Origin of the sequence: Lacipirellula parvula, assembly GCF_009177095.1 — a bacterium.
GTDB classification, from domain to species: domain Bacteria; phylum Planctomycetota; class Planctomycetia; order Pirellulales; family Lacipirellulaceae; genus Lacipirellula; species Lacipirellula parvula.
Window position 1 is genome coordinate 2,151,166 of record NZ_AP021861.1, and the last position, 13,558, is coordinate 2,164,723.

General features: G+C 60.3%; 12 protein-coding genes and 1 tRNA gene. 8 read left to right on the top strand and 5 right to left on the bottom strand.

Annotation, left to right across the window (positions count from 1 at the left end):
• The first annotated feature begins 442 nt into the window (after positions 1–442).
• The 6 genes from PLANPX_RS08395 to PLANPX_RS08420 all read left to right on the top strand — a co-directional run bounded on the left by PLANPX_RS08395 (position 443) and on the right by PLANPX_RS08420 (position 4,082).
• Positions 443–937: a hypothetical protein gene (locus tag PLANPX_RS08395; protein WP_152098299.1), complete on the top strand. Its 495-nt coding sequence runs from the start codon at positions 443–445 to the stop codon at positions 935–937.
• 186 nt (positions 938–1,123) lie between these two features.
• Entirely contained in the window at positions 1,124–1,543 is a 420-nt protein-coding gene (locus tag PLANPX_RS08400) for a hypothetical protein (RefSeq protein WP_152098300.1), read from the top strand.
• 69 nt (positions 1,544–1,612) lie between these two features.
• Entirely contained in the window at positions 1,613–2,347 is a 735-nt protein-coding gene (locus PLANPX_RS08405) for a phage Gp37/Gp68 family protein (protein WP_152098301.1), read from the top strand.
• An 18-nt stretch (positions 2,348–2,365) separates the two neighbouring features.
• The gene (locus tag PLANPX_RS08410) at positions 2,366–2,707 is read left to right on the top strand and encodes a hypothetical protein (protein WP_152098302.1); all 342 of its coding nucleotides are present in this window, start codon (positions 2,366–2,368) and stop codon (positions 2,705–2,707) included.
• Between the two features lie 66 nt (positions 2,708–2,773).
• Positions 2,774–3,034, top strand: coding sequence for a helix-turn-helix transcriptional regulator (locus tag PLANPX_RS08415; protein WP_152098303.1), 261 nt, complete (start codon positions 2,774–2,776; stop codon positions 3,032–3,034).
• Positions 2,988–4,082 carry a tyrosine-type recombinase/integrase gene (locus tag PLANPX_RS08420; RefSeq protein WP_152098304.1) on the top strand — a complete coding sequence of 365 codons (1,095 nt, stop codon included), beginning with the start codon at positions 2,988–2,990 and terminating at the stop codon, positions 4,080–4,082. The genes PLANPX_RS08415 and PLANPX_RS08420 overlap by 47 nt, the downstream gene beginning before the upstream one ends.
• Positions 4,083–4,272: 190 nt before the next feature.
• Here PLANPX_RS08420 and PLANPX_RS08425 read toward each other — a convergent pair.
• Positions 4,273–4,345, bottom strand: a tRNA-Arg gene (locus PLANPX_RS08425).
• 817 nt (positions 4,346–5,162) lie between these two features.
• Here PLANPX_RS08425 and PLANPX_RS08430 point away from each other — a divergent pair.
• The gene (locus PLANPX_RS08430; protein ID WP_152098305.1) at positions 5,163–6,611 is read left to right on the top strand and encodes a hypothetical protein; all 1,449 of its coding nucleotides are present in this window, start codon (positions 5,163–5,165) and stop codon (positions 6,609–6,611) included.
• 50 nt (positions 6,612–6,661) lie between these two features.
• Here the strand turns inward: PLANPX_RS08430 and PLANPX_RS08435 are convergent, their stop codons facing one another.
• Positions 6,662–7,705 (bottom strand): sugar phosphate isomerase/epimerase family protein, encoded by a 1,044-nt coding sequence (locus PLANPX_RS08435; protein ID WP_152098306.1) that lies wholly within the window; start codon positions 7,703–7,705, stop codon positions 6,662–6,664.
• A gap of 135 nt (positions 7,706–7,840) precedes the next feature.
• On the opposite strand from PLANPX_RS08435, the gene PLANPX_RS08440 reads away from it, so the two are divergent.
• The gene (locus PLANPX_RS08440; RefSeq protein ID WP_152098307.1) at positions 7,841–9,304 is read left to right on the top strand and encodes a Gfo/Idh/MocA family protein; all 1,464 of its coding nucleotides are present in this window, start codon (positions 7,841–7,843) and stop codon (positions 9,302–9,304) included.
• Between the two features lie 4 nt (positions 9,305–9,308).
• On the opposite strand, the gene PLANPX_RS08445 is transcribed toward PLANPX_RS08440, so the two are convergent.
• The 3 genes from PLANPX_RS08445 to PLANPX_RS08455 all read right to left on the bottom strand — a co-directional run bounded on the left by PLANPX_RS08445 (position 9,309) and on the right by PLANPX_RS08455 (position 13,550).
• Positions 9,309–9,971 carry a DedA family protein gene (locus tag PLANPX_RS08445; protein ID WP_152098308.1) on the bottom strand — a complete coding sequence of 221 codons (663 nt, stop codon included), beginning with the start codon at positions 9,969–9,971 and terminating at the stop codon, positions 9,309–9,311.
• Between the two features lie 158 nt (positions 9,972–10,129).
• Positions 10,130–11,017 (bottom strand): transglutaminase family protein, encoded by an 888-nt coding sequence (locus tag PLANPX_RS08450; protein WP_152098309.1) that lies wholly within the window; start codon positions 11,015–11,017, stop codon positions 10,130–10,132.
• Between the two features lie 13 nt (positions 11,018–11,030).
• Positions 11,031–13,550, bottom strand: coding sequence for a circularly permuted type 2 ATP-grasp protein (locus PLANPX_RS08455; RefSeq protein ID WP_198421861.1), 2,520 nt, complete (start codon positions 13,548–13,550; stop codon positions 11,031–11,033).
• Positions 13,551–13,558 lie beyond the last annotated feature (8 nt).

Below are 13,558 nucleotides of genomic sequence, written 5' to 3' on the forward strand. Positions count from 1 at the left end.
GTTTTCGAGTGCTACCATCGCAACCCGCCTTGCGCACCTCTGGCAGACGGAAGGAGTTTGAGAACGAACATTCGAGCGTGACGCTTTAGAACCTGATCAACACCCCACATGGCCAACATAGGGTGTTTTGACCGGCAGGCTTGCCGCAGTTTCATTCAGGGACGGTTAGGCGCCTCTGTGGAAGCGGCCACCAAGCTGCCCCATCCAAATAGCCGGGCGACTCTCATCCTAGCAGCGGGCATCTCCGATCGGCGTAACCGAGGTCCGATTATGCGGGCAATTGAGTAGGAATTATTTCGCTGGCTACCTTATAGCGCCGCCACTGAGCTTCTTCGAGCGAATTAACTCTTGCCGACCCGAATCGATTAACAAGGGCCGACTGTAACGCGTCCTGCAGCCGGAATTGTGCCGGTTGCGGTGACGGTTTGCGCCGCCACTTCAGGTGGTCGAGCGTATTACTCACATCGCCGATAGGTACTCGGCCGTAACAAATTCTGAGGGGACAACATTGAGTACGAACAATCGATCCACTACGAAGCCTCACGTCCGCCAGACGCCCAGAGGCGACGAATCGTCGGCCGTTATTCCATTAAACCGCACCGATGCGGAGTCTATCGACGGTCTTGTCGACAAGATCATCGAATCGATTCCGGCTGAGATGCTCGCCGTCGCTGCCAAGGCATTGGCCGAGCGTATGCGAGAGCGTTTATCAGTTGAACAAATCCGCCAGCGGCTTACAGACAACGCTGCGGAGCTGATCGCCGGTCGGCTCGACGAGTTTGCATACGAAATCCGCGAAGAACTTGATGAAGAACTCCGTTATCTTGCGCTGTCGCTTGCAGACGAAGACGCAGAAACGGCAATCGAGGACGGTGAGCTGGACGATTTCATCTACGACCTCGCCGATAACACGGTGCACGAAGAGCTGAACTACTAATCCTCTTAGGCTGAGGCGGGGAGATGTTAGCCGGCTCCGCAAGCGACGCTAGGCATCCCTCGGTCACGTCCGGTTATGCAGTCCAGTTGATGCGGAATATTCTGCAATCTTATCGCTGCGCGCCCCTATTGATAGCGGTGGATCGTAGTACCAGTGTCAGCCGAGTACAAAGAGGGAGAAACACGAATGAAGAAAGCTGAGTTATCGAAACGACTGAAGCCCTACATCCTTCGATGCGAACGCAAGTATCGTTGCCGCGAGCACGATTACTTCATCGGTGAGTGCAATTGGTTGGAGCGCCCCGCATCACTTCTCAAATACAAGCGGGGTGGAAGACGCTGGCGTGAGAATATCGGACGCATTGAACCATGCAATGGCCCGAAATGGTTGAACCATTACACAGGTGCCATCATCGTCACGCAAAAGGAAGACGATTTGTACTACGAGGATCGGTACGCCGAGACGTTCTACGAAAAGATCAGGGACTATGCCATCGGGATTCATGGCAAGCCTCAAGTCGTGTTCAACAACTTTGAACGTTTCGAATCTACCATCTTCGACATTATCGTCGAGGTCTACCCGGAATTCGCAGAAGCCAGCGACTAATCTCCAATAGCAACTTGGTCGGGGTGTTCGCTCCCACGTTCGTCTCTTCTTTTCTTCGAGTAATCACCAATGGCAGAAATTTCTGAAATCCAGTGGACCGACGCCACATTCAACCCATGGATCGGCTGCACACAAGTTAGCCCAGCGTGCGACAATTGTTACGCGATGGTGATGATGGACCGTCGTTATCATCGCGCCGAGTGGGGCGCAGGCAAGCTGCGGGTGCGGACTTCACACGCGAACTGGCGAAAACCCCTCGCATGGAATCGCAAGGCAGAGCGCGAAGGCAAACGGATCAAGTTGTTCTGCGCGAGCCTTGCCGATGTTTTCGACTCTGAAGTCAACGACTCTTGGCGATCAGATTTGTGGCGGCTGGTCGAGCAAACTCCGAACTTGGATTGGCTGCCGCTGACGAAGCGAACTGCCAGTGTTGCGGGGATGATTCCTTGGGGCGACCACTGGCCTGATAATGTTTGGATTGGCACGTCGGTCGAGAATCAAAAGTACGCAGACTTGCGGTTGCCGATACTTTCGGCACTGCCGGCGAAAGTGCGGTTCATCTCGGCTGAACCATTGCTGAGTGACTTTTCACTCGACGGCTACAACGTCGACTGGGTGATCGTAGGCGGCGAAAGCGGCAAGGGCTGGCGGCCGCTCAATCTTGACCATGCCCGCGTCCTGCGCGACCAGTGCCAGGAGCGTGGGATTCCATTCTTCTTCAAGCAGCATGCCGCATTCAACCCTCATAAACTTGGCCGAGAACTCGACGGCCGCGAATGGAATCAGTTTCCAGTGGCGGCGTAAGATCGTACTTAAGCTGCTATGGTCGTTGATCTATCTAAACTACCGCCGATGCTCGCGGCGACCATCGCCGAAGTTGTCCCGCAACTCGTTGGCGGCCGTGACACAGTCCATCTGGCTCGGAAGTTGATGGACTATCTGATCGCGTACGCCAATGACTGGGAGCGATTGCCGGCCGAGGAGATTGTTAATCTCGCCTTACCGGCCCACTTGGGACTTGTCGCCCTCGCCCGCGAGCAACCGTGGAAGTTGCGAGCCGCCATCGAAAGCTACGTGGAAAGCCGGTGTGATTACGAGGCGCTGGACGGCGACCTCGACCCGGTCATCGAACGGCTGGTCGCCGAGGCGATGGAACTTGCGTAACAGACTTTTTTCCCACTTTCTTTTCATTTCGGATTTGGCGCCGACGATCGGCGCCTGCATAGTTGAGTGAACGATCTCCAATCTCTCGCCAAACAACTCGGACTGAAGCTGGTGGTCCAGCAGCCCGAGCCAGAGTTCATCAACATCCAGCAAGTCGCGTCGATGTTTGGCGTTTCCACTCGAACTATTAGGCGCCTATGGTCCAAAGGCGAGCTGCCGGAGCCGATGCGGATCGGCCGGTCTGTCCGCTGGCGGAAGCTGGACATCGAGAATCACAACTATGGCAGCAATCTTCAAACGCAACGGTCGGGACGGCAAGCCGGCTAAGAAGTGGTCCTACAAGTTCAAGGACGAACGTGGTAAGTGGGTCACAAAGACCGGCCATCGGTTGAAAGAAAAAACCGAGCGGATGGCCGAAGCCGATGAGGATCGGGCCAAGCGGATTCGGAAGGGCGAACTGACGCCAACTTCTGAAGTGATTCTGGTCGAGCTACTCGAAATCTTCCGCACGAATCTGGAAGTCGCTGCCAACAGCAAACGCTACGTTACGCAGACGGTCAATCGGGTGAAGCGCATCTTCGATGCGTGCCAGTTCACCACTCTCGCTGATCTCCGCGCACCAGCCGCGCTCGACCAGTACAAGGCCTTTCTTGCCGCGTTCAAGTACAAGAAAGGTAAGAAGGGCGCGGAGCGCGGTTGCTCGCAGCAGACAATCAATCACTATACGACGACCCTCAAGACGTTTTGCCATTGGGCAGTGACCAGTCGCAAGATGCCTGACTGCCCATTGCTGACTCTGAAGAAGACAAAGATCACAGTGAAGAAGGGCCGCCGGGCCGCGACTGTGGCGGAATGTGATAAGCTGCTCAAGGCGGCAGGGAAGGGCGATGAGCTATACGGGTTGACCGGAGAAGAACGAGCCATCCTTTATCGGCTCGCGCTCAACACAGGCTTTCGCGTCAGTGAGCTGGCTAGCCTCACGCCATCCAGCTTCCATATCGACGCCAAGTCTGCTTACGTCGAGCTGAGAGCGAGCGACGCAAAGAACCGGCAGACAGCCGAGCAACCGATCCCCGCGGAGTTTGCTGTCTCGCTGGGGAAGTTCTTGAAGGGGCTCCCGTCAGACCAACTCATCTGGCCGGGTGATTGGAAGCTCTACGCCGCGCGAATGTTGCGGACGGACCTCATCGGGACTGGAATCACCGGCTTGGACTTTCATTCGCTGAGAACGACGTTCATCACCAACCTTGCTCGCGCTGGCGTCCACCCGCGGCGGGCTCAGCAGCTCGCCCGCCACTCCGACATCAACTTGACGATGGCGTTCTACACCAAGCTCGACCGTGATGAGCTGGCGAACGACCTCCCCTGCATCTAGGTGCGGAAGCAAACAGAAGCCCCGTCGACTCCGCTGAGTCGACGGGGCTTTTTTGTTGCCTTCGTGTTCTAAGGCGCACCAAATGCGCACCACGGATAAGTCAGACAGTGTCATTTCGTGTCACAACCAGTCACAAGCAACTGACGCGGCAAATGCCGACTGGAACACGACTTAGATGCAAAAAGACTAGCGCCCCCGGCAGGAATCGAACCTGCGACCAACGGTTTAGGAAACCGCTGCTCTATCCCCTGAGCTACGAGGGCGGGCGTTGAGGCGTTCCCTCAAATGTAAAGAGTTGGCGACCGGCTGGGTAGCGAGGCTTTTTCCGTGCCTTCGGCGGCCTCAGTCGCGGCGCGCGGAAAGCGACGGGCGGTTAGATCCGGGCCGCTCTGCTCAGATCGATCCTCTGCACAATACGCCGTGATGGTCGGCCGGCGTAACATCGGGCGGCGTTTCGCACATTTCTGCTATACGACGCACCGGCATCGGGCCGCGGCGTCACGGCCCATTCGCGTGTCGTTGCCGGGCAGCGAACGCTTATCGATGAAGGTTGTGCTAGAATCGCGAGCCACCGCCTCGCCTTTGCGTTTTACTTTGGATCAACCTGCATGCTCCTTCGAACAATTTTCGCCAGTGCGCTCGTCATCGCAGTCGGCGTGGCAGCGTTGTCGCCGTCCGCCATTGCCCAGAACGCCACGGAGTCTGCGACGTTTTCGCCTCAAGCGGAGGCACTGCCGTTTCCTCTCGACGCGCGTGAAGTTGAGTTCGACGCCACGTTCGACGACATCGAATACCGGTCGTCGTCATCGCTGCCGTCGCTCGCTGCGTTCTATCGGAAGGAGCTAGCGAGTCGAGGCTGGTCGCTGGAAGACAATTCGGCCGTCGTGGAAGATGACGCCGTCGAGATGACGTTCTTTCACGATGGTTACCAGATCGACGTCGATCTCGATCAACGCTCCGACGACGTCGCTGTGTCGATCGAATGCGAGGGGCTCGACTTCACGCACACGGGGAACCCGTCAGATCTTGTGGCGGCAGGCGTACCGCAACCGCGGGCGAATCTGTTTTCTGCAGAAGGAATTGCCGCGCCCCGAGATTGTCGACGGCGAATCCTACAGTGGCGATGCTTGCCACTTCAAGTCGCCGTTAGCACTGCAAGCGGCGTTCGATTTCTATGTGCAGGCGCTCAAGAAAAACAACTGGCGTGAAACGCGCCGACCCATCGTGACGGGGGACCGGCGCTACACAGAGTTCAAGAAAGGACGCATCGAAGTTGGCGTCAATGTATTCTCCGACGCCGTTGGTTCGCGGATTATTCTGAGCTACGAAAACGAGACCAAAGAGCCGGTCGTGCCGCCGTTGCCGCCGGTGGAGGGCCAGCCCGCAGGCGGCATGGTAGCCGCGCAGGAGCCGACGCTGGCCGCGGTTCCGAAGACTACGGTCGACGTTTCCGCGAATCGGGGCGCCGCCTCGATCGTGATCGACAGCACCACTTCCACGTTTAAGCACGTGGCTGCCTACCGCACGAAGGCGGATGGCGATACGAAGACGCGACTGTTGTTCTGCGAGCAAGCGATTCCGCTGCAGCGGATGCAGGCCCTATTGGCCAAGAACGGCGACTTCGAATTCGATGAACTCTTTCCCACGGGATACCCAGGTCACCTCACGCTCGAAGTCAGCGATCGCATTCACTTCAATTTCAATGACGGCGGCGTGGCGATGAGCAACAGCTTCGAGGATCCGGCCAGCGACTTCAAGGTAGAGGCTGGGCGTGCACGAGGCGCTATTAAGATGGCGCAGCCAGAAGAGTTTTTCGACGATATGTACCAGATTTCGGCGACCGTCGACGCGGGCGTGATCACTCCTGAGACGACGCTCGACGCGGTTCCCGCCGCAGCGCCGATCGCCGCGCGGCAGGCACCGTTCGCCGGCTCGGAACTGCTCCTGCCCGAAGGCTGCGGCAATGTCCGCAGCGAAGGAACTCAATACACTAAGTCGACTCACGCCGAAGTCAGTCTCGAACCGACCGCCATCGCAGCATTTTACCGGCGAGAGTTGCTTGCCAAGGGCTGGAAGGAAGCGACCGGGGCGACGAAAGCGGAGCCGTCCAAGCCACTAACGCTCCAGTTCAAACAGAATGCAGCGACGATGTCGGTGAGAATCGACGGCGATCAGGATCTATCCACCGTCGACGTGCTGCTGTTGGATGACGCGAAAGCCAAAGCGGATGGCATGCTCCCCGAACCTGGCAAGGGGCGAATTGTGCTCGTCAACGGCGATTCGAGAGAGGCCGTCGTCATGATTGGCAAGCAACGATACCCGCTGAAGGCCGGGCTGGGGACGACGAATCCAAAATCGGCGCTCAACTACTCGGTCGCTTCCGGGAAGTACGACCTGCAAGTGATTGCAGCGGGACAAGCCCCGAAAGCCGAAACGCTGAACGTTGCCGCGGGGACGACGTGGGGCGTGATGGTGCTCCCTGGCGGCGACTACTTGCTCAACCGTCTTTACGGTGCAGCAGCCGAGTAAAACAACCAAAGCTGAGCGCGTAGCGCAACTGCTATGGAAGCGGCGATGGCTTATGACTGTGCGTTCCCTAACTGTAGCATCTCTCGCACCCGTTTGAGATCGCGGCCAATCGCCTGCAGGTTCTCCTGAGCCGACCGCCGCGGCAGATACTCGACGTGGATCGAGATCGGAACATCGAACCGATCGCGTTTCAACATGTCGAAGTAGCGGGGATCGACTCGTCCTTCGCCAAACGGAACATGCTTGTCGCGGTTGCCGGCCCAGGCGAAGTCCTTCATGTAGAAGGCGCCGACGTGGGGCTTGATCAATTGATAGAGCCGTGGCCAAGATCGACCCGCTTCGACTGTCGCATGGCGAATGTCGAACGCCGCGGCGACTTCTTCCTTTGCCACGTCGCGAAGGAGCTGATGCAGATCCCAAATCGTGGCGCCGACGTACTGTTCGCCGCTATGGTTTTGCCAGAGGCCGGTCACGCCTAGCTCGCGATTCAGCGCGGCAATTTCGAGCAACTGACTGCGGTAGTCGGCGAGTTGCATGGGAATCGGCCGATCGTCGGCATACTTGAACCAACCGAGACGGTAGCGCTTGATGCCGAGCTTCGCCGCAGCCGCGAGCAGCTTCTGGTTCGTTGGATTGTCGGCACGGTTGACTTCGGTCGTCAGGATCGTGACGTCAAGCTTTCGCTTGGCGAGGGCTTCGACGAGCGCCGGCAGCTGCTCTTCAGCTCGCTCGGGAGTAATGCGCCCGCCTTGTCGAGCCGTGACCTCGACGCCGTTGAATCCCAATTCGGCGAGGCCGTCCGCGAGTTCGTCGTGGCTCAAGTCCTGCAGGAATTTTTCGAAAGCGCAGAAGTGAATCGGCCGCGCCGTTGGCTCGGAGGCGCGGTCGGCGCCGATCGCTGTGCTCCCCAAGCAGGCAGCCGAGCCAATGGCCGCGGCGGCTGCGAGAAAATCACGACGGTGCGGCCGCGAGGGGGGCGTCTTCATTGAATACGTTTCGATGATGAGAAGAGTTGCTTCGGTGAACGCACTGAAAACAGGCCGCACGGCAGTATACATCCGCCGCTGCGCGGAGCGAACGCGGCAGGATGCCATGGTCAACCGTCGGAGCCGAAACGTGTCAGGCGCTTGCACCCACGGTGCTCGCCGCCTTTAATATTCAATAGCGGCGGGCGGCCGGTTGTGGACAACCTTCCGCGCTCTTCGGCTTTCTTTGCAGGAAATCGACCTATGGCGAGCTTTTCTCGGCGGCATTTTCTCGGCGGAACCCTGGCAGCGGGCGGCATGCTGGCGTGGAACGGCCGCTCGACGTGGGCCGCCGGCGCGAACGAACAGGTCAACCTCGGCCTCATCGGTTGCGGCGGCCGCGGGGCGGAACTGCTGCGCTCGTTTCGCAAGGTTCCAGGCCTAAAGGTCGCCGCGCTCTGCGATCCCGACGAGCAGCATGTCGATGCGTTGGCGAAAGAGTACGACGGCGCCGCGAAGTATCGCGACTTGCGAAAGCTGCTCGACTCGAAAGATACCGACGCCGTGGTGATCGCCACGCCGAATCACTGGCACTGTCTTGCCGCAATCTGGGCCCTCGAAGCGGGCAAGCATGTCTACGTCGAGAAGCCGCTTGGCCAAGTGAATTGGGATGGCCGACAAGTTGTCAACGCGGCCAATCGCTACGGGCTGGTGTGCCAAGTCGGCACGCAACAACGCTCGGACCCGATGCAGGCGGAGATCAAGCAATTTCTGCACGAAGACAAAACGCTCGGCGCCATCGAGAAGGTCCGCGTGAATCGCTTCGGCGTCCGGCCAGCCATTGGCGATCGCGATACGCCGCTCAAGCCGCCGGCGAGCGTCGACTACAACCTCTGGCTCGGCCCGGCTCAGGACGAACCGCTGATGCGGAACGCCCTGCACTACGACTGGCACTGGATGTGGAACACCGGCTCCGGCGAGATGGGCAACTGGGGCGTTCACATTCTCGACGACGTTCGCAACAATGTTTTCCAAGATAGCGTCGCGTTTCCGCAACGCGTTGTTGCCGGCGGCGGCCGATACGGCGACGGTGATTGCGGCGAGACGCCGAACCTGCACTGTGCGTTGCTCGATACGGGCAAGTATCCAGTGATCGTTGCCGTCTGCAACTTGCCGGAAAAGATCGGCGGCAAAGCATCGCCGCCGTCACCCGGGCCGGGCAGCGGCTACACCGTCTACTGCGAAGGGGGCCGCTTCGAAGGGCAACGCGGCCAAGCGAAGGCGTTCGACGCCGACGGCAAAGAGATTCGCAAGTTCAAAGGCGACAGCGGGGCAGGGCACCAGCAGAATTTCGTCGACGCCGTGCGCAGCGGCAGTTCGGCAGGGCTGAACGCGCCAGTGCAAATGGGACACGAATCGACCGAGTGGTGCAACTTGGCGAACGTCGCCTACCGCGTCTCCGGCGATTCATCCAAGGCGCGGGGATTCGCCCAGGAGCTTGGCGTGATGAGCGATTCGCTGATGCTCGTCGAGCAGATGAAAGGCGTCGCCCGCGAGCATGGCGCCTCGGAGTGGGAATTCCACATCGGCCCGGTTCTTACGTTCGACGGAGCAACGCAGCAGTTCACCGGCGCCGAGGCCGCGGCTGCGAACAAATTGCTGCGCCGCAAGGATCGCGCTGGATTCGAAGTTCGCGAGATCGAACCGGCGGCCACAGCCGCAGGCTAGGCGCCTACCCATCCGCCGGCGGCGTCGCTTTACTCTCGCGCTTCGCTCGCCAGATCTCGATGAGCGCCGGCAGCAGCGAAATGCCGACGATCGCAATGATGATCAATGAAAAGTTTTCTTTGACGATCTTCAGTCCGCCGAACAAGTAGCCAGCGTACACGCCGATGACGACCCACAAAATCGCGCCGATCACGTTGTAGAGCGCGAACTGCCGGTAGCTCATCTGCCCCACGCCGGCGATGAACGGGGCGAAGGTCCGCACGATCGGTACGAAGCGGGCGATGATGATCGTCTTCCCGCCGTAACGTTCGTAGAAGGCGTGGGTCTTTTCGAGGTGAGCTTTCTTGAAGAACCGTGAATCTTCCTTCTTGAATATTGCCGGCCCGATGCAGCGGCCGATCTGATAGTTCACGGCGTCGCCGAGAATCGCAGCGATGGTTAACAAGACCACGAGCAGGTGTGGATTGAGCGGGCCAAGCGCCGCGACGGCCCCCGCGGCGAACAGTAGGGAATCGCCCGGCAAGATCGGCGTAACGACGAGCCCCGTCTCGCAGAAGACGATGATGAACAGCACGAGGTAGGTCCAAGCGCCGTAATCGCCCACAACCTCGATCAGATGCTTGTCGAGGTGGAGAAACAGGTCGATCAGCTGCTTAACGTATTCCATGAAATCCCGCGGCGGCGTGGCGAGTTGAGCGATTCGGAAGCTCTCAAGGATAGCTCAACAGGCCGACCGATGCGAATCAGCTTAAATCGCGGTTTCGCCCGCTTAACTGCCGCTATAGAGTCCGCGACTGTCGGGGCCTGGCAAGAGCGAGAGGCGATTCAAGCGGCCTTCTCTTCCGCAGGCAGCACGTCGACGCTTACGCCCATACTATGTTCGCCGCCGCCGACGAACACCCCCTGAATCGGGCACACGTCGCCATAGTCGCGGCCCCAGCCGATGGTGATGTGCGACTCGCCGATGAGCGTGTTATTCGTTGGATCGAAGTCGACCCACCCCAGCGGCCCGCAGTGGACCGAGGCCCAGGCGTGCGACGCATCGGCGCCGACGAGTCGCGGTTTGCCCGGCGGCGGAACCGTGCGGAGGTAACCGCTCACATACCGAGCCGGCAGCCCGAGCGATCGCATGCAGCCGATGGCGAGGTGAGCAAAATCCTGGCAAACGCCACGTCGGATTCTGAGCAACTCTTCCAGCGGCGTGTGAACCGTCGTCGCTTTGGGGTCGAATTCGAAGTCACGATGAATGCGTGCCGTCAGGTCAACGATGCCTTCAACAATCGAGCGGCCGGCGGGGAAGCTCGGAAAGGCGTATTGCCGCAATTGCTGCGAAGGCCGCACCCGCGACGAGCGGAGCGTCAATTGGTAGACCTCCAGTGAGGCGCTTGTCGTCCCGGCCGTCGAGAGCTGGGCGACGGTCTCCCACTTCGGCGATTCGCTCGGGTTAATCTTCGGTGGTCGCGTCACGTTGACGACGCTTTGCGAGGTAATCTCGAGGCCGTTGTGCGCCCCTTCGATCGAAAAATAGTCGATGAAGTTGCCGAACCAGTCGGCTCGCCGCGTGATCAGCGCCGGCTCGGGGACAATCCGCAGGCGATAGTCGGAGCAGGTCTGATACGGGGTGTTGCGCGGCGCCAGGTGGAGCATATTGTGGCAGACCGGCGCCGATTCGGCGTAGGCATACCAGGTGCGGTGCTTGATTGAGTACTTCATCTCGGGCTCCGCCCTAGTCACGCGCCAGACGCTGCGCAGGTCCGCTGTGGAAGAAATAGTGGTGCGACACCGCGTCCGACAGCTTCGGCAGTGACGTGTCGATCGTCGTTAGCAGCGAGTCGAGCGGTTCTTCGTCGCCCGATTCGTACGCACGAGCGATTGCCAGCGGATCGACGCGGCGGATCAAGTGGAGCAGCGACGCGGCAAGCCGCTCCTCCGTCATCTGGCCCGGCACAACCGACTCGCGCGGCAACTGAGCCGCGTGCGAAGTGCATTCGACCAGCTGAAACGCCATCGAACGCGGGTTCGTTTCGTCGGTCATCAGCAAGTCGAGCACGGCGCCGAGTTGGAACCGCGAGTAGTACCGCGAGCGGTACGTCATCAAGCTGTCGGAAACTTCCAGCAGCGACTCGAGCGCTGCGGCATCGGTGCCGCCCCCTTCGGCGACGACGGCGCGTATGAGCTGCGAGGCTTGCAGCGTTCGCTCCAGGCGGCGGCCAAAGTCGAGGAACCGCCACGCATGAGTCCGCGTCATCCCCTCGGCGAACTGCCCGGTGAGCGCTGCCAAGCCCGCAAGCAAACCATCGACCTTCACGAGCATGTCGAGGAAGCCGTCGTCGCTTGCAGTCGGCTGGAATTCGTCGTTCATCTCGCGGATGATGCGCCACGTATCGAGCGACAACAAGTCGCGCACCGTAGCGGCGAGTTGTGCAAGATTCGCGACCGTCGCCCGCAGCGTGCCGGGCGTCTTCTCGTCGAACACCGCAGCTGGCAGCAGCTTTTCGAGCGCCGGCATCTGGACTTTGATTTCGTCGACGACGTAGCCAGGTTCGATTTGCCCCAGCTCCGCGAGAACGCGGATGAGCAACTGCAACTCAGGAATTCGTTCGGCGTCTTGTTCGCTTGTTAGTCGCAGCGCCACCGCACGAATCAATTTGCCGAGCGTTTCCGCACGCACCGATTGCCGCCCCAGCCAGAAAAAGTGCTCTGCGGCGCGGCTCGGTAAGTCGACGCCGCCGCGACGCAGCGCGAGCGGCTCGTCAGGAGCTGTCAGCAGCGTCACCGAACTGACGGGGCCTTCCGACAATACCCAGGTATCTTTGCTCCGTTCCCCCTCGAGCAGCGACATATCGAGCGGGCCAAGCGTGGCGCTCACCCGCGCGAGGCCGCCCGGCATCACTTCGAAGCTATCGCCGCTGGAGACAGCAAACGCCCGCAGCGAAATGTATGAGTGGGTGACGTCCTGCCCCGACCAGACTGGCGCCGTCGACCGACGGACGCGCTCTTGAGCGACGTACGCCGTCGGATGCGCCTCGATCATCGCCGTCAGTTCACTGCGGCTCAGCTCGAGTAACCGCGAATCATTGACGCCGCGGCGGCGATAGGCGGGGCGAATCGCCAGCTCCGAAACCCGGCTCAGCACATACTTCCGGCTCTTCGGATCGCCGCACCACCAAGTGGCGACGTTCGGCATCTTCAGCGGTTCGCTCAGCAGCGTTTCCGCGAGCCGCGGCAGGAACGCCATGAAGATCGGCGACTCAAGCAGCCCGCTTCCGAGTCCGTTCGCAATCGCGGCGTGGCGACTGCGCAGCGACTGCAGCAATCCCGCCACGCCCATCGAGGATGCATCGGAGAGTTCGAGCGGATCGCAGTTCTCGCTGTTCGGTCGACGCATCAACACGTCGACCGGTGATAGTCCCGCGAGCGTCTTCAGGTACAGCTTGTTCTGCCGCACCGCCAAGTCGCCCGCCTCGGCGAGCGTGTAGCCGAGATACCGCGCGAGGAACGCATCTTCGAAATAGTTCGCGCTCCCCGCCAACTGGCTGAGCCATACCACGCGGGCCCGTTCGCGATCAGGCGCCAAGCGAGCGAGGTGTTCTTGAAACGAAATGAAGTAGGGCGCCAGACGCTCGACGCGGCATTCGTGAATCACGTCGGGCAGCATCCGCGACATCGCGATGCGGTTCTGCAGCGCGAAGCCGGCGCCCGAGGGCGATTCGCAGCGATCGTCGAGCACCCACCAGCGACCATCGGGCGAACGGGCGACGTCGGCTCCGTACACATGCAGCACTTGCTGCGGCGCGGCATCGGGACGGCAGTAGGGGAGCAAGAAGCCCGGGTGGCGAAACACCACTTCCGCCGGTAGATGCCCCTCCCTGATCAGCCGCTGCGGACCGAGCAGGTCTTGCAGCACCATGTCGAGGAGCGTCGCCCGCTGTTTGAGCGCCGCCGCGACTTCGCGCCATTCCTCGGCTTGGATCACCAGCGGGAAGGCGTCGAGTTCCCAGGGGTGCCGACGAGCGCGCGGATCCCGCGGGTCGGGGTAAGCGAGGCTATTCTGCTGCAACAGCCGCTGCGCCTGTTCCCACCGCCGACCAAACTCAGCGCGCGGCAGCCCTTCGGTCGCGTCGATAAACCGTCGCCAAGCGGGACGAAGCTCCCCCTTATCGGAAAATACTTCGTCGAACGACCCCTCGGCGCCTGAATAGCCGCTGAACAGTTTGGCGTCTACGCGTAGGTCAGAGCCAGGCACTGGTGGAT

What these genes read in the sequence shown, in the direction of transcription:
- PLANPX_RS08400 (WP_152098300.1), top strand. Translation starts at nt 1,124, where the DNA reads ATGAAGAAAGCTGAGTTATCGAAACGACTGAAGCCCTACATCCTTCGA.
- PLANPX_RS08405 (WP_152098301.1), top strand. Translation starts at nt 1,613, where the DNA reads ATGGCAGAAATTTCTGAAATCCAGTGGACCGACGCCACATTCAACCCA.
- PLANPX_RS08410 (WP_152098302.1), top strand. Translation starts at nt 2,366, where the DNA reads ATGGTCGTTGATCTATCTAAACTACCGCCGATGCTCGCGGCGACCATC.
- PLANPX_RS08420 (WP_152098304.1), top strand. Translation starts at nt 2,988, where the DNA reads ATGGCAGCAATCTTCAAACGCAACGGTCGGGACGGCAAGCCGGCTAAG.
- PLANPX_RS08435 (WP_152098306.1), bottom strand. Translation starts at nt 7,705, where the DNA reads ATGGCATCCTGCCGCGTTCGCTCCGCGCAGCGGCGGATGTATACTGCC.
- PLANPX_RS08440 (WP_152098307.1), top strand. Translation starts at nt 7,841, where the DNA reads ATGGCGAGCTTTTCTCGGCGGCATTTTCTCGGCGGAACCCTGGCAGCG.
- PLANPX_RS08445 (WP_152098308.1), bottom strand. Translation starts at nt 9,971, where the DNA reads ATGGAATACGTTAAGCAGCTGATCGACCTGTTTCTCCACCTCGACAAG.
- PLANPX_RS08450 (WP_152098309.1), bottom strand. Translation starts at nt 11,017, where the DNA reads ATGAAGTACTCAATCAAGCACCGCACCTGGTATGCCTACGCCGAATCG.